This is a genomic window from Pelagibaculum spongiae (assembly GCF_003097315.1).
GTDB classification, from domain to species: domain Bacteria; phylum Pseudomonadota; class Gammaproteobacteria; order Enterobacterales; family Pelagibaculaceae; genus Pelagibaculum; species Pelagibaculum spongiae.
In genome coordinates, this window is the sequence record NZ_QDDL01000005.1 from 326,173 (window position 1) to 346,415 (window position 20,243).

Below are 20,243 nucleotides of genomic sequence, written 5' to 3' on the forward strand. Positions count from 1 at the left end.
GGTGCGGATTTTATGTAAAGCCTACTGGGAGCTCTGGCGGCGTGCCTACTTCCAAGTGCCGAGATAAGCTGCCTCGGCTTCGGCTTCCCTGTCGCTCTATCTTTTGAATCCATTTAGTCGTTCACCCCCAGCCTCTAGTCCCGAAGTAATTGAATCCGGTCAAAAAATAGTCAATCTTTGCTAGCTGGCTTTAGACCTCTCTGTTAGCATTGCCCGGATTTTTCAATGGGATGGCAGTAGTCAGTGAGTAGTCAGCAGCATTACCAGCAACAACCTATCGGTATTATTGGCGCAATGGATCAGGAAGTTGCCCTGTTGCGGGAAAAACTAACCCACAGTGAATCCTTAAGCTTCGGCGGTATTGAATTTTATACCGGTGAATTGGATGGTACGCCGGTGGTACTGCAGAAATGCGGTATCGGCAAGGTGAATGCTGCAATTGGCACCACGCTGATGGCCGACCGCTTCAACCCATCTTGTATTATTAACACAGGCTCGGCCGGTGGTTTTGATCCGTCGCTGAATGTTGGTGATGTGGTTATTTCTACCGAAGTGCGTCATCACGATGTTGATGTCACCGCATTTGGTTATGAATACGGCCAAGTGCCTCGTATGCCGGCGGCATTCACTCCATGTGAAACCTTGGCAGAACAAGCAATCAAGGCACTGGAACAGCTGCGTAGTCAGGGTGATCACCATTATCATATTGACCGTGGTTTGATCATTACTGGCGATACTTTCATGCAGTGCGAAAGCAAAATTGCTGAAACTAAAGCGCGTTTCCCGCAAACCAAAGCGGTTGAAATGGAAGCAGCAGCAATCGCCCAAGTTTGCCACCAACTCAGCGTGCCATTTTTAGTGATTCGCTCGCTTTCTGATATTGCCGGTAAAGAATCGAGCGTCAGCTTTGATGAGTTCTTGGTGACGGCAGCAACGCACAGTGCAGAAATGGTCATGGCCATTATCAATCAGGTCACAGCAGACCAATTATCACCGAGTCCGGTCGCTGCCTGATACAAAAAAAGTATTTAAAAAGCCCGCAATAATTAATTATTGCGGGCTTTTTTTATTTCCTATTTAATATAAATTATCTTCAGCACTCACCAATTTCAATTTCCAATTCTCCATTGCTGTTCCTTGCAGCTTTAAATTACTGGTTAGGTAATAAAGCCTCTGGGTTGCGATACCATCGGGTGCTTGCTCAAAGCGCTGTTTCAACCAATAAGGCGGAATCGACTGGCTGTATGCGGTTGCACGAACTGACAGTTTTTTCTTGTTAATGCCTTTAGGCAGTTTCACCGAATAAATCAGTTGGTCTTGCCCGGGATAACTCAGGCTGTTGCTCGGGTTTTGATAATCACTATCTTGCCGAGCTTTTCCATGTGGGTCGGTCGCTTGCATAAACTGATACATCACTGCGCCCTGAGGTTTGAAGTAACTGGCTTCTCGCCAACCTCTGGGAAGTAATCTGTTATCTTTTACCGATGTCACACGGTGAATAAAACTGGTAGTAAATTCATTTTGAGCATTTAAATTCAGCTCTTCATAAATTTGTACCTGATTTTCTTGAGTGATTTTTTCATAGTGAGGCTGATAACTGTTTTGATCGGGCAAAAACTCAGTTTCTAGTGGCTTGCTATTCGCACCTACGATAACACCCACTTTATTGGTTTTTCCTGATTGCCAAATAACTTTGCCATCATTTAAAACCTGAAAATCAATAAACATTCGTCTAAATGCCACACCGCTAGGTAATCTGTGACCACTTTTATTTTTTAAAATCACTTGAGTGGTTAAAGTATCACCGGCGAGAGATAAAATGTTGGCACTGATATCCAGCGTATTTTTCTGTGCTTGCTGAACCATGCTATCTATTGCCAGTTGATTTCCGGTGGTGGCTGAGGTCATATAATCTGTTTTCCCAACACCCAGAATATCTGAAAACTGATTAAACATTTCCAGCAAGAAAACATTCATACCGACATGGGTATGACGTTTGTAATTATCTCGCATCGGAATATCAAGATCTTCTTGGGGCAAGGTATAAGCGGCTTCTGCCACGCTAGTATCTTGAATCGTAGCAATTTTGGTTACTAGTTGGTCAATTGAAATTGATTTGCCCGGGTCGCTATTATCCAGTTTAAAGTCACTCGGCATATGACAATCTTGACAACTTTGAAACTCATCATTTGAATCGTTTGAGCTATCTGACACTGCGAAAATACTGTTCTGCCATTCCAAGAAAGTCGCTTGCTCAATGCTGTGGTTATAATCGGAAAAAGGGGTTTCGGCTGCTGCGGCAGTTAATACCGGAAATTCATTATTCTTCATGCCAATATTCGGCAAGTTAATCGTGTGGCAAGTGCCGCACATTTGTGAATCGCTGGTGTAATGGTTTTTAACCGGCTTGCTGTTTAGCGCATGCTCCATTGGTTTTTCGCTAACATCAAATGGGCCATTAATTTTATCTGCCGGGCCTGCATTAAACTGGCCGGTATTATTATGAAACATCATATAAGCCAGTTCTTTCGGTGTGGCGAAAGTTAGCCAATCAGCTTGCTTGGGCTGCCAGTCTTTAATTGCTTTGGCATTTGGTGCGTCTATATGATGGCAAACCATACAGCTAATGCCTTCTCTGGCCAGTTCGCCGTACTTATCATATTGCAAACTACCGGCTTGTTTTTGCAGTTGCTGATCTTGCTTGGTTAGCGCTTCGCTTAAATAGTAATAATCGACTTTGAAATTAGCATCGAGCGACGGATCTTTTTTAGCATCTTCGGTTAATTGCCTTTGTCCCATTGCGCCATGGCAGCTTAAACAAGTATTGGTGACTGCTTGCTGAGTTGCCTTTAACGGTGCTTTTAATTGTTCGGGATGATTAATCGCGTCGTTTTTTAGAATCGCCATTTCAGTTTCTAATTGAGAATGAAAAATCGGATCACGCCCAGCCAGCCCCATGGGTGACCAGCGCCATTCGCCAAATTCCGAAATATTAAAACCATCGCCATAATTAGGGCCGGTTTGAATAAACATGCTAACCCCTGACGGCGAACCACCTAGGCCGCCATGACAGCCAAGGCAATTATCAGAAGTAACATATTTTTGTAGATGGCCCGCAGGCATCGGCACATGATCTAACCATTGCGGTGGGAATTTTTTGACACTAGATGGATCGACTTTACTGATTTGAGGAAAGGTATCAATAAAGGCTTGGTTTGCTTGAGAAGTTGAATTTTTAACTACGGCGGCTGAGTTGTCCAAGGAGCTATGGTTACTGAATATTTTTTGCAGCTTTTTATCTGCTGTCTGTTTGGCCGCTTGTTGCTGAGTATTCCAAGGTAATTGTGAAGTAGGCAACTCAATGAGCGACTGCACAAATGGATCATTTTTTAATTGTTCGATTGGCCCACTATCAAAATGACTCGGCGTTCGCCAAGAGTTATCCACCATAAATTGAAGTGGTTCTCCGGAAAAACCTTTTATATTGGCTAAATCACTAAAAGTCAGCTCACTTTCAGCTGATGCGTGGCAGCGAATACAAGGCATAGCAAAGCCAGAGTAGCGCAGTTGTACCGCACTGTTGTCTCGATTAGCTCGAGTATCTACTTGCTGATCTATTGCTTGGCCTAGGCTAACACTGCCCCAAAACCAACCATCTGCCGAAGCGCTGCTGTTTTTAACCATCACAGTCCATTCGCTAATCAAACTATCGATTAACCGGTCGTAATCTCGATTGGTTGGATATGCAGGGTTATTTTTTAATTCTTGATAAAGTGCAGCAGGCGGTGAAAACATTTCTTTAATAATCATCGCACCATCAGGAATTTCTCCCTTTCTGCCATTGACCAGCCATTTCATTACTCCTGGTGAATAATAAATCCTGACGGCTGGGTGAGATCCGTAATATTTTCCATCAATCCATGGGCCGGTATCGCGTACATCCTTATCGCGTATCCAGCCTAAATCTACATAGCGCCTTTGCTGAATCCAGTTATATAACTGAGTTTCATAATCGACTAAAGGCATGCTGCCGGGTAATGGTAAGCTGGCAGGCTGACCAAAATTACTGGGTGATTCTGCATGTGTGTTTCTGGCTGGGGTTTGAATACAGGAAAGTAAAAAGATCGACATCATGCTGACTAGGCAGAAGCTTAACCAGCGAGCTGATGCAAAAGCCATTTTTTTTGTTATCAGGTTCAAAATCTGTCTCCCTCAGATTTTTAAATGGGCAGAGCCATTTTTCAATTTTTCAACCTGAAGATTGTAGCAGGGTGTTTTTAAATACTTGTTACCGTATTGAAATGGTTTGGTGTTGGAAAATAACAAAAGAACTAAATATCCCTATCTATTATCAAAATTCTGAAGATAATTAGCCGATAACAACAAAAACAAAGCCAGCCATGATTGCCGAACCTTTTGACAAATCTACAGCCAGACCCTTGGATAGAATCCAAACTCAGCCTAGTTATGTGGCTCATACTGCGTTCAATCAGGCTACCGCATGTGTGCTGTGCAGCTTAAATTGTGGTTTGCGAGTCAATGTTGAAAACAATCAAATCACCGACATTACAGCAGATCTAGAACACCCATTTAGCAAGGGACATAGTTGTAACAAGGCCTATAGCATCGGTAAATACAATCAGCATAAGCAGCGTGTTACCCAGCCACTGAAAAGAAATCTACAAGGTGAGTTTGAGCCAGTGAGCTGGGATGAAGCTATCGCTGAAATCGGCACAAAACTGCGCACGATTCTTGACCGCGATGGCGGCAAAGCTTTGGCAATTGCCGGTTTGGGTGGCCAAGGTAATCATTTGGATATTACCTATGGATTGTCACTGCTGCAGCTGGCAAAAAGTCCGTGGTGGTTCAGTGCTTATGCACAAGAAAAAACCCAGCATGCTCTGTTAGATCGTCAAATGGTTAAGGCACCTTTGCATGGTGTGCTGCATCCAGATCCGTGGAATAGTGATTGTTTGCTATTGGTCGGCACTAACCCAGTTCATTCAAATCGTGGTTATGCTTCAGCAACAAAGCTGCGTCAATTTGCTAAAGATCCGAAAAAAATACTGATTGCGATCGATCCACGAATTCATGAATCATCCCGCTTGGCAAAAACTCACTTGCCATTAAAGCCGGGCAGCGATGTTTGGCTATTTAGCGGCATGTTGAAACATATTCTAACGAGACAGTTATATGACCAGCGCTTTGTAAGTAACAGCACTAGCCAATTTGAACAACTGCAGCAATTGATGGCAGATGTAGACCTCACTGAAATGGCAACCCGTTGTGAGTTAACGCCTGAGCTGATTATTCAAGCCGCAGAAAGCTACGCCAATGCAGAGCGCGGTTGTATTTTTTACGACACCGGAATTGAATGGGTTCCCAATAGCACTTTAGTGTCTTGGTTAATACGGGTGCTCATTAGTATTACCGGCAATTTATGCCGTGATGGCGGTAATCACTACCGACCAACTTTTACACCGAATACGCATTTGCTGGAGCAAAAGTCATTTACCGACACTCAGTCGGGCATACACGGGATTCCTGCACTTGGCCCATTTGATATGTTTTCGCCTAATTTGCTGCCAGAAGAAATTATTGATGGGCCGATTCGGGCGTTAATTGTCGAAGGGGCAAATCCGTTACGCAGTTATTCAGGGTCACAAGAGCAATCAGCAGCATTAAAGCAATTAGAACTTTTGGTGGTAATTGAACCGGCGATGACTGAAACAGCGATGCAAGCCGATTATGTACTGCCCAGCCCAACCGGTTATGAAAAGTGGGACTGGAGTACTTTTGGTCGGCATTTTCCTGGTATTTATGCGCATTTACGTCCGCCAGTGACTCAGTGCCAGCATAATGCCCTGCCAGAGCCAGAAATTTTCCACCGAATTGCTCAAGCCAGCGGCCTTTTGCCGTCACCACCCAACTGGCTACGGCGTTTAGCAGAAAAAGGGCCGAATAGTTTTGGCTTGCCTGCGGCAGGCGCTGCGATGGCTTTTATCGATAGCAAAGCCAGTTCAAGAGCAGCATTTGCTCGCTGGGTATTCTGGGCGTATCAATTGATTGGGCCGCAGCTACCTTCGCCTGCTTTAGCGAGTATTTGGGTTAACTGCCAGCTGTTTGCTTTGACGCGAAGAAAAAATGTATTGAATGTTTTCCCGCAATGGAAAGCTTTATTGCCGACCCAAATGGGTAAAAACCTATTCCAGAAAATTATCGAAAATCCTAGCGGATTAGAAGTCGCGAGAATGGATCAAAAATCTCCCTTTAAAGAGAGTTGCGGCTGGCGAGATAAAAAAGTGCGATTGTTGCCAGCATTTATTCCTGAGCTATATCGTGCTTGCTTAAGTAATCCGGCGGGCGATTTAATTAAGCATCCAGATTTTCCGTTAATGCTTGCGGCTGGAGAGCGTTCACCTTGGACGGCGAATACCATTCAAAGAGATCCGCAATGGCGTAAAGGTAAAGGGCAAAGTTGTCGGTTAAGAATTCATCCAACAGTCGCTGAGCAGCATGGTTTGTCAGCAGATGATTGGGTTAGATTAGAAACCCCTTGGGGAAAAGCCGAATTAGCGATAGTGCTCGATAAAGGAATGCGGTTGGATAATCTATCGATCCCCAATGGAATGGGCTTGTTATATCCCAACGATAAAGGTCAGCTAGAAGCGTTTGGAGTGAATCCAAACCAGCTAACGGGAACGGAGTGGCGTGATGAAATTACTGGTATTCCGGCGCATAAAACCGTTCCTTGCCGGATTTTTAAAATAAATGAAGTCTGAAAGTGTTATCTATAGTGATGGTTCGCCAATTTATAACTGTGTTAATGAAAATGGTTTTGCTCATCATAAAACTGTTCATTTAGGATCTGATATTGCCGCGCATACAACAATGCCGGGAGTTCATAGAGTGGCTTCGTTATTAAAAAGATGGATTTTAGGTGCATATCAAGGGGCAATACAAGAAAAGCAGCTAGAATATTATCTTGATGAATATGCCTTCAGATTTAATCGTCGAAAATCAAACTCTAGAGGGCTATTATTTTACCGGCTACTTGAACAAGCAGTCATAACCACTCCGATAACTTATAACGAAATAAAATCGCGATAATACTACATCTAGTAGCTGGCCGAGCTAAGTGGATAGCCCTTTTAAATATCCGGTGGCGAAAATAAGGGAAAAAAGAGAAGGATTTATGAGGAACATAACCAGCGAAGAACTTTTTCCGGGAGATATTCTAATTCAAACACGCAAAAATTGTACTTCAGCTGCTAATATCCCTCCTGCAGCATTCCACAGCATGCTCTGGTGTTGTTTGGGCCATACTGACTCTCGACCAGTAATTCACTCTGTATTACCATCTGAAAATTTTCAATATAATGGTGTTCTTCAACAAAATGCTTCATCCTATATAAAAAAACATCCATGTTACATCATAAGATGTAACGATTCAGAACTTGCAGATTATGCAAAAAATTACGCGAAAATTTGGGCAATAAGTACTGATGGAAGCATCGAAGAATATCTTCTCCAGAAAGACAGAATAAAAAGAAAAAAAGAAATAAGAAATAGTATGGATGATCCAGACACCCCTCTTCTAACTCCATTTGGTATTTCATCTATCGAAAAAAGATCTCTCGATAAAGAAAAAAACATATGGGGTACAAGTGCGATACTGAAATCTTATCAGGCTTATATTCGAGGAGAATCTAAAATAAGTTTAAGTGAAAACATAGGCGTTTACTGCATTCAATTTATACTTTGTTGCTATCAAGCTGCCGCGATAAAGAAATCAATTTCAAATGGCTCGATGAAACTACCAATTGAACTACAAATTAGAGCAATGCACGATAAAAGATTCTCTTCTAAGAATTTAGCCTTGACAACCGAAGTATTAAAATATAGCAATGAAATTTCTCAAGAAATTCCTATTTCATTGCAACATTATGCTAAGCGTTGTTATTTAGAAGATGTGCTAAAAATATTATTGTCAGAAGATCTATTTTCATTAGTCGGTAGACTTAATTAATTTAAAAAATGCAGGCTCGATACACTCAATCACAATAACAACACAATAACGCCAACACAATAACGCCACCCAAGATATTATTTATACCCGCCAAAAAACATTTGATTTCTCATCTGGTTGCCATTGATTTAATCTGTGAAAACCGTTGATTTTTGCAGGAGCGGCACTTGAAAAAGTTGTCATTTTCACATCATGCCATCACCCAGAGCTATTCTATACGATCCGAAAGAAAATCCATTTCTCCATGTAATTTCGCGTTGTGTTAGGCGAGGGTGGCTGTGTGGGGAAGATCCGACGCTGCTCAAAAAACACCGTAAAAATTACGATCATCGCCGCCAATGGATTGTCGATAGAATTGATCGACTGAGCAAGGCGTTTGCGGTGGATATTGCTGCTTACGCCGTGATGTCGAATCACTATCATCTCGTTGTATATATTGATGTTGAACGGGCAAAGAACTGGGATATCAAGCAGGTGCTGTTGCATTACTGTAAAGTATTTTCACCTCATCCATGGGTTAAAGATTACTTAGATCCAAGCAAGCGCCAATTGCTTACTCAAATGCAAACTCAATGGGTCGAAGAAACTGCTGATACTATTTACCGCAAACGATTATATTCCATTAGCTGGTTTATGCGCTCAATTAATGAGCCGTTAGCAAGAATGGCAAACGCGGAAGATTTATGCAAAGGACGTTTCTGGGAGGGGCGTTTCAAGGCGCAAGCATTGCTGGATCAACAAGCCCTGCTAACCTGCATGGCTTATGTCGACCTAAATCCATTGCGTGCCGGTATTGCACAAACGCCAGAAAGTTCGAATTACACTTCGGTTCAAGTGCGAGTAGAAACGGAATTACCTGCTAGTAATCATCGTAGAAAGAAAAGCCGAAAAACAAATGGTCAGCGTCGCTACGATTACAATTTCGCCCGATTAAAACCTTTTGTTGATAGCGAAACTAAGTCCAGCATTAACATCAAAGATAAAATTCATTCGCTGCCATTTAAATTAAAAGATTATTTGGAATTGGTTGATGCCAGTGCTCGCATGGCGCGAACTGATAAAAAATATCATATGGACGATAGTTTGCCACCAATTTTTGAACGATTAGAAATCGAAACAAATGCACGCTGGTGGGCTTCTGCCATGAGTGGTCGCAGCACTGTAATGGCCAGTGCGCGACAGTTTGCCCATGCGATGGGGAGCGCGCTGAACCTCAAACAGTTCAAAGAGCGGGTCAAGCAACAAACCGAAACTTGGCGACAGCAAACACTATCACCAGGAAAACAACCACCCTCTTGATGCTCATTTTTATTGAGTGGATTTAAATCCAGAACTTTTAAAATAAGATGTAATTTAAATAACCGGGCTGATCCGGTTCTCGTCGTGGCATTAATTTAATATAATTGCATTAAAAACGAAGCAATCGACCACTGCAATCATATTTAATGTTAGTGTTTTAGTGTTATTCCGGTCATTAGGTTTTTAGATTGAGGTATAGTTTAAATTATGGGTGGCGTGCTATTTTGCTATTTTGTTGCGCGGATTCGTATCATAAGTGCATAACCTCTGTTCGCTAACAGAGGTTGAGCTAAAAGAAGAGCTCAGATATTTTCTCTGTTGGCGACCAAACCAAACAGAGGCCACTATGGGCTACAAACATCTGAGCTCCGAAGAAAGATACTATATTGAGACACGCTTGAAAATGGGTGACTCGCTTAACACTATCGCCAGCAGCCTTCAGCGCAACCAGAGTACACTTTCCAGAGAAGTGAAACGCAACACAGGATTACGAGGCTATCGCCATAAACAAGCTCAAGCATTTGCCCAGAAACGCCTTGAAGACAAGCCTAAACAGAGAAAGATTACTGGCGCTACTGTCGATTATATTTGCTATGGATTAAAGGAAAATTGGAGTCCGGAACAAATTGCGGGGCGCGCAGGCAAAGATGGTTTGTTTAAGATGCACCATCAGACGATTTATAATTTTATTCGTAAAGACAAAAGATTAGGCGGGTTACTGTATCGCTACTTGCCCAGGAAATTAAAACCTTATCGAAAGAAATACGGTAGTTCCGGTGGCTCGTGCAAAGGTATTCCAGGGCGGATAGGAATAGAAGATCGCCCAACCATTGTTGATACCAGAGCACGTATTGGAGACTGGGAAGCTGATACCATTATTGGAAAAGGTCACCAAGGTGCGATTGCAACGATTGATGAGCGAAAGAGCAAGCTTCGTCTGGCAATGCCGGTTCAGAAAAAAACAACAGAAAATGTTGTCGGGGCGCTGATTAGCTTACTACTGCCGCTTAAAAAGCATGTTAAAACAATAACATTTGATAATGGAAGAGAGTTCGCTAGCCATCAAAACTTAAGCAAAAAAATTAAGTGCGACAATTATTTTGCAAAACCTTATAGCTCTTGGGAAAGGGGGCAGAATGAAAATGCCAATGGATTGTTACGACGTTACTTCCCAAAGACAATGTCTTTGAAAAATGTTAAAAACCAAGAAGTGATAGAAGCGGTTGATCGATTGAATAGTCGCCCAAGAAAATGTTTGAATTACCAAACTGCATACGAAGCATTTGAAGCAGAAACCAAGATCAGTAGAAAACAATTACTGGGTTATGCACTTAAGATTTGAATTCAGGTTGTGCTATTTTGTTATATAATTGCATTAAAAACGAAGCAATCGACCACTGCAATCATATTTAATGTTAGTGTTTTAGTGTTATTCCGGTCATTAGGTTTTTAGATTGAGGTATAGTTTAAATTATGGGTGGCGTGCTGTTTTGCGTGCTGTTTTTATAGATATTCGTAGAATAAAAACCAAAAAACCTGCAATGAATGCAGGTTTTTTAAATAATTATTAACTGATCATCAGTTATTGGTAAGAATAACCGCATCTTGCCATTGCTTAAATCCACGCCTTGCCAAAGGATGAAAAAAGCTGGCATGGGCAAAAGTATCTTCTAGTGGTAGATCCTTTAAAGGCGAAGGTACTTGTAATAACCCTGAGCCATTGTCCATCTCGGCTAAGTAAGGCACGCCAGACCAGCTTTCTAAAACGTCGCCCACCTGACTGAGACCGGTTAATAATGCTAATGCATGGGAAGAGCGGTTAAATACTAAGCTATCACCTAAGCCAACTTGAACTGCCAATGGTCTGGCTTGCATATTACCTGGCAGTGTTTGTAAGCGGTGAACAAAGTTAATTCCATCACCTGGGTCTAAAGCCATTTGAATATAACTTTGTAACCAAGCTAAATCGGATTCTGATGCTGAATCGGGAATGACGTTAGCAAAACCAACACCGTAAAATAACGCGGAGTGCATTAATATATTGCTAACACCCACGCCAGCTACTTGTAGCCAGGCACCTTTTAAATCTGGAGCCGTTGCAACAAACGTTGAACCAAAAACACCACCGAGAGAAGTACCCATGTAGTAGATTTTTTCAGGATCTATATCGGCAACATCGATACCGTTATATTTAAGGCGACTACTCAGATCGCGTTTTTGTGGCATCCAATCGTTTGCGGCAATAATGGTTTTTGCTGCATGCCAAGTCGCTAGGAAATCTAAAGGTGACTGGTGTGCCATACCAAGAATGCGGGGGAATTTTTCAGTTTGTAAAATACTGAAGATAAAACCGCCATCGGTTGCAGAGCGGTCACCATGATTCGGATGGCTAATGCTCAGTACCGCAATACCTTTTTTCAGGTTGGGCTCGCTGGCAATAAAGCGGGTTTCTCTAGGAACACCTAGTCCGTGGCCATAAATCATTAATGGCACTTTTCCGTCATTGGCTTCTTTTGGAAGTAGTAGTTCGAATTTAGCCCAGTTGTCTCGCTTATATTCACCACTAAAATCAACCTTTCCTTCGGGATCTCTGTATTCATTAAGCAATACTTCGCCACGAATTTTTGCGGCAATTGATCCGATATTTGCATAATTGACTTTTAAATTTCGAATTCGGCCACGCTGAGCCATCACCTGCTCGCTAAGCTTTAGCATGGGTTGAGTTACATTGGCTTCGCTGGCAATAGTGAATTGCGTCATGCTAACAATATCTTGTAGCGCTATGCCTTGCCCTGTTATGAAGTCAATCATTTGAGTTTCAGAGGCTGATGCGGTTGCTGCATCGTATGTAGACAATAGCTGTTGTACGCCCGGCGCAACATTTATTTGAGTTGGCTGATTAATTAAATCTTGAGTTAATACTGCGATTATTCTATGGCCAAAATTAAAGCGGCTTACCGGATAAGCTTCGATAAATTGACTGGTTTTTTGAGACTGTTTTCGGTTAAGCGATTTAATGCCGATATGCACATCAATCTGTTGCCCGCTATCTAGGTCAAAAACTTTTAAACCATCTAGCCCTTGATTGACTAGCTGCTCTGCTGAAATCTGTCGGTCTAGCTCAAACATTATTGGCGCAGCAGGAGAAAAACCATTGGCATTTTGAAATAAGCTTTCGGGCAATACGGAGTCTGGCAGCTCTCCAGAGTCCAGTGTTTGCTGAGACAGCATTAAGTTATTCGGCATGCTGAGTTTTAAACCGGTATCAGAAGTTTCATCGAGAAGGGTAAAGTGATCACTTGGGAAAGGAAGATTGCAGCTATTCAATGCCAGCGGGTTGCATGTATCAACAGCAGCTTGGGCAGATAAGCAAACAACGCCTAACAACGCAGGTAGAACTCGACGCATTTCGATGTCCGGTTTTTTTATAAAGGATAATCAGGTTAGAGATTGTCATAAGATCGTCATAGCGTTTCTGAACATCATTCATGTTAAAAACTGCGTTATCTGAGAATTAGCTACTCAAATTTTCATCCATATCACCCAGTAGTGATATAACGGTGAGTTAACTCTTTGGTTTTCAAAAAGCGACTGCTCCGCGAAATTTATCGGATATTGCGTCGGTCATTCGTCATTCGCATCAAAAAGTACATCTATGCTTGGGGTGATGCTTACTAATTAAATCAGATGGTCACAGGTTTTTGGAGCAGCCTGATGAATAGATTCTTAGGAAATTTTTTTGACTTGTCGAATACCTTTTCTAGTCAGAGTAATCCGCCAGACATTGATCCGTTGTTCGCCATTGGTGGTTCGAGTAATCAACCATAGTTGGTAAGATTTTTTAGCTTCGACTGAATTAACCTGTTGGCCGTCATAGGTCAGCAGCTCATCTATGGGTTCTGAGGTCAAGCTAATCATTTGCTGTAGGTTTAGAAACTGAACATCCTGTATTGCTTGATAGCCACCGGGAAGTTTGCTGATTTTAAGTTGTAACTGTTTTCGATATAACAGAAGTGTTTCACCGGTTTCTTTCGCCGAAGGCAGTTGTTGGTTTCTGGCTGTTTGAATGGTATCTGGAATTTTATCGAGGTCAGGAAAGCGAACCTGCTCTCGAATTTGTCCTAGCATTTTTTTCTTTCGACTGTCTAAAATAGTGGTTCGAAAATCAAAATAATTTTTATTGAGTCTTTTCCAAGTAATATTTCGAATTATTTCTTTGATTCTGTCTTTTAAAATGTAGCCAACCACCATGGCATTAAAAAATTGCAAAGTCAGGTTGCCATATTCTTGCTGTGCCATAAATGCAATTGCCATAGCGATCGCCATAGCTAAGCCCGCAGCAAGGCTAAACACCATTTGTTCCATCCAGCGGCCTTCTCTTTTACGTTTGACTTCAAGAAACAAAGTACTTTCACAAAAACGCCGCAATAGACGAATTCTGGCAAGCAACTGTTCATTTCTTCCATCGATTTTTATTTCTGGGTAATTATTTAAACGTCGCCATTCGCCTTCATGAACCAGAATTTGTTTTATGGGTGAGCTGTGTTCATTGCTCAGTTTGGAATGCTCTTGTAACCAGCGGCACAACTGATACTCCAGGTTGTGGGTTATATATTCATCAACTTGACGAAATATCCGACGAATTCTGCCTTCTTCAGGTATGGGTAATTGTCGAAGCTTTGTTAACAAAAATTCTAACTGAGTATTAAATAGTATAATTTTTTCGCGTTCAGGATTGGGATGAAGGGAGATCCAGTGGGCAACAGCATGCTTTATTTCGCAACCCAATCTACGTAGTTTCAAACCAAATCGAAGGCTTTGTTGATTAAATATCCGCTGGGTCAACTCATCGAATATTGGTGATTCTATAATTTTTTCTAATGATTGCGGGTTGACTCGATAGCGAAGAAAGCTTCTTAGATCACGGTAAAAAAACTCTGCGGGATATCTTTCGGCGGTACAGCCCAAGCTAGGAGGAACGAATAAATAATATTCTAGATGGCTGGTTTTACTGCCGATTGGATAAATTGAAGTGAGCTGAAGTTGGAAGCGATCATGAAGTTCTAGTTCAATAGTGACCTGGTTTTTTTCTTGGAGATGATTTTGTTGTTTTTGGTGCTGTGGCATAGTGCAGCGTCTTTTTGAATTAGCTGATAAAGTAGTTTCTTAGTGTCAGTCTAGACCTTAAATTGAATCTAAAAGCGATCAATTAGGCGAGTTGCTTCACAGATTGTGAGGAACCAAGAATAAATAGTCATAAATAAACTAAAGAATATAGCTGCAGTTTAGGGGGGAGGAGGCTGAAAGCAGAGGAGGAGAGGACTTTATTCGAAAACAAAAAAGCAGACTTGGCTAATTAAATAACCAGTCTGCAAAATTAGGGAAGAATCTAAGTAGTGGTCGGGCGATTAAGCACACTTCCACTGGAATTCTTCAATGGCATCACTGTAAGTAATGTTTCGTTCACCTTCCATGCCGAATTGCTTCAGCGTGTCGCTAAGCTTATCAGCGTCGGGATTACGGATGCCTAGTGTCCATAAGTCATCGCCATTTAGCTGCAGGCTGACCAGCTCAACTTTGCCACCATTAAATTCCCAAACGCGAGCATCTTTAAATGCAGGTACCGCGCATAAATCAGGGTGAGGTAATACGATGTCTGCTAATAGGATTTCCATTGGATATTCATGGTGATCCAATTCAGGCGCATCATTTAATCCTAAGGCAGGGAATAGCACTTCTTTAATCGTTTCAGGAGAGAGTGGGAATGGAATTGCTGCTTGCAGCTCCCAGCGAGCAAAGCCGTGCTGTTGCTCTTTTAAGCGACGTACTTTCATTTCCTTGCCACGCATTTTTACTTGGTAGCCAGTTTTATTTTCTGAAAGTAACAGAATCATTTTGTCGCGATATTTTTCTACCGGATCTCCAGATGCTTCAAGTACTTGCTGCGCTTTATCAAAATGAGATAACTCACCAAAGCTACGAAATCCAAAACAGGTCACTTTACTCATATTCTTTCCCCTTTATTTCAGGCTGTACTGATGCTCCTGGTCGTACTCTGAGAACAATCCATTGCTGCCTTGTTATTTTTATTTTTTTGCTGGGTCAGAGTCGGTGAATTCACCGATCAGGTAACATACTAGCGCTAGCTAAATATTTGAAAGCTGACGCATATCAATAACTGACAAACTGTTATTAAACGTAAAGATTATTACAGTGTTGGATGACAAAGTAGTTGTTACCGAGGGGAACGCAGCTGCGCTAAATCAATAGAAGTGTAATGCAGACGTAATTAAGGAAATAACGGAAAAGCTACTTATCTCGCATGAGGTAATGAGCCGATCCAAAGGTAGTTGTCGTTGGATTATTCATTCAATCGAAATGACCTTTATTGAACGAAGTATTTAAATGATCGTTTTTTGGGCGGCCGATTGCTTGTACTTTGAATGTTATTTCAATAGAAGTTCAGTCACTGACCAGCGGTAACTGATCAAGAAACCACTGTTTTTTTGAGAAAAACATTCAGATTCCTTTGTTCTTGGGTATAATCCGCATCCCTTTGAGTGGAGGAACCCGCCCCTGTGATTGAGAAGTTAAGAAATATTGCCATTATTGCCCATGTTGACCACGGTAAAACTACCTTGGTAGACAAGCTGTTAGAACAGTCTGGCACGTTAGACCGTCGTAACGCTGGCGGTGAACGTCTGATGGATAGCAATGATCAGGAAAAAGAGCGGGGCATCACCATTCTGGCCAAGAACACGGCCATTCGCTGGAACGATTACCGTATCAACATCGTAGACACCCCCGGCCACGCCGATTTTGGTGGCGAAGTTGAGCGTGTTTTGTCGATGGTAGATTCGGTGTTGTTGTTGGTTGACGCAGTTGACGGCCCAATGCCGCAAACTCGTTTTGTGACCCAAAAAGCTTTCGAGCAAGGCCTTAAGCCAATTGTTGTTATCAACAAGGTTGACCGTCCTGGTTCACGTCCTGATTGGGTACTAGATCAGGTGTTTGACCTGTTTGACCGTCTGGGTGCGACTGAAGAACAGTTGGACTTCCCGGTAATCTACGCTTCAGCACTAAATGGTGTTGCAGGCTTAGAAGCGGATCAAATGACCGAAAACATGACGCCATTACTTCAAATGGTGCTGGATAAGGTTCCGCCACCAAAGGTTGACCTTGAAGGCCCACTGCAGATGCAAATTTCTGCGCTGGATTATGACTCCTACGTTGGTGTTATCGGTATCGGCCGAATCACCCGCGGTGCAATGGAGCCTGGTTGTCAGGTGATGATCATTGATCATGAAGGCAAGCAGCGTAAAGGTCGTATCGGTGAAGTTAAAGGCTTCCACGGTCTTGACCGTGTCAATGTCGATCTTGCAAATGCAGGTGATATCGTTTGTATCACTGGTATCGACAAGTTGAATATCTCAGATACGCTTTGTCATCCAGATTACCCTGAGGCAATGACGGCTTTAAGTATTGATGAGCCAACCGTTTCGATGACTTTCCAGGTAAACGATTCTCCGTTTGCTGGTAAGGAAGGCAAGTACGTTACTAGCCGCAACATCAGAGACCGTCTGGACCAGGAACTGCTGCACAACGTGGCACTTCGTGTTGTACCAGGTGATAGCCCGGAAAAATTCCGTGTCAGTGGCCGTGGTGAATTGCACTTATCGGTTCTGATTGAAACCATGCGTCGCGAAGGTTTCGAGCTGGCGGTATCTCGTCCGGAAGTCGTTCAAAAAGAAGTTGATGGTAAAATTCACGAACCATATGAGTTTGTAGTGGCTGATGTTGAAGAGCAGCACCAAGGTTCTTTAATGGAAGAGATGGGTAACCGTCGCGCTGAACTGACTAACATGGTTCCTGATGGAAAAGGTCGTGTACGACTGGAATTTGTTATGCCAGCTCGTGGTCTGATCGGTTTCCGTGGCGCATTTATGACCATGACTTCAGGCTCAGGCATTATCACCAACATCTTTGATCATTATGGTCCGGTTAAAGATACTGAAGTCACTCATCGTAATAACGGTGTATTGGTTTCAATGGTAACGGGTAAAGCACTGGGTTATGCCCTGTTTAACTTGCAAGAGCGCGGTCGTTTGTTTATCGGCCATGGCTTGGATGTTTACGAAGGTATGATTGTTGGCTTGCATAGCCGCAACAATGATTTGGCAATCAACCCTACCAAGGGTAAGCAGCTGAACAACATTCGTGCTTCAGGAACCGATGAAAACATCGTGTTAGTGCCGCCAGTTAAGCACACCCTGGAACAAGCATTAGAGTTTATCGATGATGATGAACTGGCAGAGATTACTCCAACGAGTATTCGTCTGCGTAAGCGTTTCTTGAAAGAGCACGAGCGTAAGCGTTCTGCTCGTTCGTAAATAATTAATCATTTAGCGGTTGCTAGTGATTGAATATTGAAAAACCGCTTCTGGAAACAGGAGCGGTTTTTTTTATGGATTGCGATAGTGTTTGATTAGGAAATTTGTTTCGATATCTTAAATAAATAGTAGAGAGCATGCTAGAGATTGATTTATACAGAAGTTTCTTTTCCAGTAATTGAACTATCTTTCTTGGGAATTGCTGTTGCTATGTTTTCTGAAATATTTAACAATGCATTGTTTGTTTTTTTGTAAATAGTCGCATTCCAGCGTTTAATATTAATCATTGGTATGTTTTGTGTCAGATGGCAATGAATAAAAATTGAGAAATGTTTGTTTCTATTTTTTTCCGAGAATTCAGCAATGCCATAAAGCGAATCAAAAAATATTATCGTATTGTTTTTTGAGTTATTCCAAGCTGTTACAACATGGCTTCCTGATCCTGGGATTGCCCCATGAAAATAAATTTGAAAGTAGCAATCAGTATATTTAGAAAAATTAGCAATTAAACTTATGAAATCACTTATTTTTTCTGTTCCATTGAATGTATGCTCATTAAAGAAACTTTTTTCTTCTAAAAATTTTTCGGTCGGAGATTGATCACCAGAATTAAGGAGCGAGGTGTGATCTCCTCTCCGTGATTGGTGCTGGATCTGACATCGAACAATGGTTTCTGCTACTACTTCATCTTTTAAAAGTAATGTTTTAAAAGACATGGGGTTTTCATAAAAAGTTATAAAGACGACTGAAATTCCAAGGCAGAAGCCTAAATGTTCAGCAATCCTCATGCAATGCTCGCAAGCTCCAGCAGTTTGTTGAAGCATCATTTGCTTGGCCAAGACTAATGACCAATTAAATCTGGAAAGATCTAGTAAGGCTGATCCTTCAAATTTTTCAACGGACTCTTTAAAAAGAGCAAAGCTTGGCATAACTAATTCCTTTAGATATTGGAACTAGTATAGATTGCATTATTTTAAGTAAGAGCTACTTAACCTGCAAAAGGTTATTGGTATCACGACTTTGGCGAATTAATTGATCGCCTTGGTCAAGTGGGTTATTTGCTTGTTGCTGATAGCTTTTTGCCATGCGGTCGTAAAGCAGCACATTGACCGTGGCTGCTAGGTTCATGCAACCAATGGTTGGGATATAAACCACTGCATCTGCGCGATCGACAACGGCTTGTTCCAGGCTGCCATCTTCCGGCCCAAAAACATAAAAAGCATTTTCTGGATGCTCAAATTCTGGCAAGGCAACTGCACCTTCTACTAACTCAATGCAGACAATCTTGGCACCTTCAGGCACCGCATCTAGCAAACTATCGACCGACCGCAGTCACGGGGTGTACCTGTTGAAATGCAGCAGCTAGCAACTTTGGTATAATGAAAAACAATATGATTTTATAGGGTGCTGAAATACCGATACTTAAAGAGTGCCAGTTATTTCATTACAACCTAAACTTCAATGGCGGGATGATCTATCGCTCGCCAATCGATGCCATAATTTTTTATAAGATTAAAAATTGGAGGTGAGAGTCAATGCCCTATTCTGATAATAAGCATGAGCATAAAGCTGTTAAAGACCTTCTTTTTAGAGAAGAAAGAGGCTTAGAACGCTTGTGCCATAAATATGGTTTCGAATATTGGAACTACTTTAAAATACATAATAATGGTGTCGGTGGTATTACTTTTCTAGGCGGGACGAAGTCTATTGGTAGAAATATAATTGGCTACTCTAATGACTTGGCTAACCCAAATAAAAAAGAAGAAGAAAGGGGCGTGTGTTTTGGTGCGAGCGTCTATTTACTTTTACTTAATGGAGATATGCAGAAATTTGAATACCTAGTTGTAAATAAATCGCATTGTACCAATATTTCAATTAATGACTATCAAAACAAATCTATTAAAATTGAACTTAAGCATTCATTTTTTGGTTTGTCTCATAAATTTTTGCAGTTTATGGGGTATACAATAGATGATGCCGGTTCTGCAGAATTTTTTAAGAGTATTGTTCAAGATACACATGAAGCGATAGCTTACAAACGGGCTTGCTCAGGAAATAGCCTTGCAGATTTTATGGATAGGTATCCTGCTTGCTGTTTTTTTATATCACAAGTAATGGTAATCCCTCTTGCTTATGGTGATAGTAGAAAATATAGATATTGGGGGCATATCATGGCGGGGTTTAATAACGGGGAGGGCATTGCTTTATATGATCCTAGTTTTGGGTTTTTTTTTAAGAAGAAAGAAGCGGGCTACCAAGAAAAAATATCAGAATTTATTGTTGAAAAAGAATTATCTACGCAAGTAGATGTTTGTAAAAAAAGTTATTATTCAATATATGCTTACAAACCATTGAACGAGAACATTGCTTCATTTAAAGTCATGAGCGGTGTCGATGATATAATAATATGATTTTAAATAAAATAAGGGCCTTAGAACATATAAAGCATCCCACACATCCCGGGCGCGCCTGAAGCTTACCCTGGCTACAAAATCATCCAGCGTTAGGCAACTGTCTGCGCATCC

13 protein-coding genes and 1 pseudogene are annotated in these 20,243 nt (G+C 41.7%); 8 read left to right on the forward strand and 6 right to left on the reverse strand.

All coding sequences use genetic code 11. The features are described 5' to 3' along the window. The first annotated feature begins 243 nt into the window (after positions 1 to 243). Entirely contained in the window at positions 244 to 1,014 is a 771-nt protein-coding gene (gene mtnN, locus DC094_RS13990; protein WP_255420911.1) for a 5'-methylthioadenosine/S-adenosylhomocysteine nucleosidase, read from the forward strand. 63 nt (positions 1,015 to 1,077) lie between these two features. Here mtnN and DC094_RS13995 read toward each other — a convergent pair whose 3' ends face one another. Then, on the reverse strand, positions 1,078 to 4,200 hold the full coding sequence (locus DC094_RS13995) for a hypothetical protein (RefSeq protein WP_133245560.1): 3,123 nt from the start codon (positions 4,198 to 4,200) through the stop codon (positions 1,078 to 1,080). A 239-nt stretch (positions 4,201 to 4,439) separates the two neighbouring features. Here DC094_RS13995 and DC094_RS14000 point away from each other — a divergent pair, with 239 nt between their 5' ends. The 5 genes and pseudogenes from DC094_RS14000 to DC094_RS14020 all read left to right on the forward strand — a co-directional run bounded on the left by DC094_RS14000 (position 4,440) and on the right by DC094_RS14020 (position 10,670). After that, positions 4,440 to 6,782, forward strand: a complete 2,343-nt coding sequence (locus DC094_RS14000) for a molybdopterin-containing oxidoreductase family protein (RefSeq protein WP_158527330.1) — start codon at positions 4,440 to 4,442, stop codon at positions 6,780 to 6,782. 1 nt (position 6,783) lies between these two features. Further along, positions 6,784 to 7,110, forward strand: a pseudogene (locus DC094_RS14005) (transposase); the annotation flags it as partial. A gap of 28 nt (positions 7,111 to 7,138) precedes the next feature. Next, on the forward strand, positions 7,139 to 8,029 hold the full coding sequence (locus DC094_RS14010; RefSeq protein ID WP_116687721.1) for a hypothetical protein: 891 nt from the start codon (positions 7,139 to 7,141) through the stop codon (positions 8,027 to 8,029). Between the two features lie 192 nt (positions 8,030 to 8,221). Continuing rightward, positions 8,222 to 9,328, forward strand: coding sequence for a transposase (locus tag DC094_RS14015; protein WP_116687722.1), 1,107 nt, complete (start codon positions 8,222 to 8,224; stop codon positions 9,326 to 9,328). A 346-nt stretch (positions 9,329 to 9,674) separates the two neighbouring features. Continuing rightward, positions 9,675 to 10,670, forward strand: coding sequence for an IS30 family transposase (locus DC094_RS14020; RefSeq protein ID WP_116687723.1), 996 nt, complete (start codon positions 9,675 to 9,677; stop codon positions 10,668 to 10,670). 236 nt (positions 10,671 to 10,906) lie between these two features. Here the strand turns inward: DC094_RS14020 and DC094_RS14025 are convergent, their stop codons facing one another. The 3 genes from DC094_RS14025 to DC094_RS14035 form a co-directional block, all read right to left on the reverse strand. After that, positions 10,907 to 12,736, reverse strand: a complete 1,830-nt coding sequence (locus tag DC094_RS14025) for an alpha/beta hydrolase family protein (protein ID WP_116687724.1) — start codon at positions 12,734 to 12,736, stop codon at positions 10,907 to 10,909. A 318-nt stretch (positions 12,737 to 13,054) separates the two neighbouring features. Next, entirely contained in the window at positions 13,055 to 14,455 is a 1,401-nt protein-coding gene (locus tag DC094_RS14030; RefSeq protein WP_116687725.1) for a hypothetical protein, read from the reverse strand. Positions 14,456 to 14,736: 281 nt separating this feature from the next. Beyond that, on the reverse strand, positions 14,737 to 15,336 hold the full coding sequence (locus DC094_RS14035; protein ID WP_116687726.1) for a hypothetical protein: 600 nt from the start codon (positions 15,334 to 15,336) through the stop codon (positions 14,737 to 14,739). Positions 15,337 to 15,906: 570 nt separating this feature from the next. Between DC094_RS14035 and typA the strand changes: the two genes are divergently transcribed. Then, positions 15,907 to 17,718: a translational GTPase TypA gene (typA, locus tag DC094_RS14040; RefSeq protein WP_116687727.1), complete on the forward strand. Its 1,812-nt coding sequence runs from the start codon at positions 15,907 to 15,909 to the stop codon at positions 17,716 to 17,718. 152 nt (positions 17,719 to 17,870) lie between these two features. Here typA and DC094_RS14045 read toward each other — a convergent pair whose 3' ends face one another. Further along, positions 17,871 to 18,647: a hypothetical protein gene (locus tag DC094_RS14045; protein WP_116687728.1), complete on the reverse strand. Its 777-nt coding sequence runs from the start codon at positions 18,645 to 18,647 to the stop codon at positions 17,871 to 17,873. 55 nt (positions 18,648 to 18,702) lie between these two features. After that, positions 18,703 to 19,032: a TrmH family RNA methyltransferase gene (locus tag DC094_RS14050; RefSeq protein WP_241504056.1), complete on the reverse strand. Its 330-nt coding sequence runs from the start codon at positions 19,030 to 19,032 to the stop codon at positions 18,703 to 18,705. 221 nt (positions 19,033 to 19,253) lie between these two features. Between DC094_RS14050 and DC094_RS14055 the strand changes: the two genes are divergently transcribed. Then, positions 19,254 to 20,129 (forward strand): hypothetical protein, encoded by an 876-nt coding sequence (locus tag DC094_RS14055; RefSeq protein ID WP_116687730.1) that lies wholly within the window; start codon positions 19,254 to 19,256, stop codon positions 20,127 to 20,129. The last annotated feature ends 114 nt before the right edge of the window (positions 20,130 to 20,243 follow it).

Bases quoted from the DNA above. Each gene is read 5' to 3' on its own strand.
- DC094_RS14030 (WP_116687725.1), bottom strand. From the start codon at position 14,455: ATGCCACAGCACCAAAAACAACAAAATCATCTCCAAGAAAAAAACCAG.
- DC094_RS14045 (WP_116687728.1), bottom strand. From the start codon at position 18,647: ATGCCAAGCTTTGCTCTTTTTAAAGAGTCCGTTGAAAAATTTGAAGGA.
- DC094_RS14020 (WP_116687723.1), top strand. From the start codon at position 9,675: ATGGGCTACAAACATCTGAGCTCCGAAGAAAGATACTATATTGAGACA.
- DC094_RS14025 (WP_116687724.1), bottom strand. From the start codon at position 12,736: ATGCGTCGAGTTCTACCTGCGTTGTTAGGCGTTGTTTGCTTATCTGCC.
- DC094_RS14035 (WP_116687726.1), bottom strand. From the start codon at position 15,336: ATGAGTAAAGTGACCTGTTTTGGATTTCGTAGCTTTGGTGAGTTATCT.
- DC094_RS14055 (WP_116687730.1), top strand. From the start codon at position 19,254: ATGCCCTATTCTGATAATAAGCATGAGCATAAAGCTGTTAAAGACCTT.
- DC094_RS14015 (WP_116687722.1), top strand. From the start codon at position 8,222: ATGCCATCACCCAGAGCTATTCTATACGATCCGAAAGAAAATCCATTT.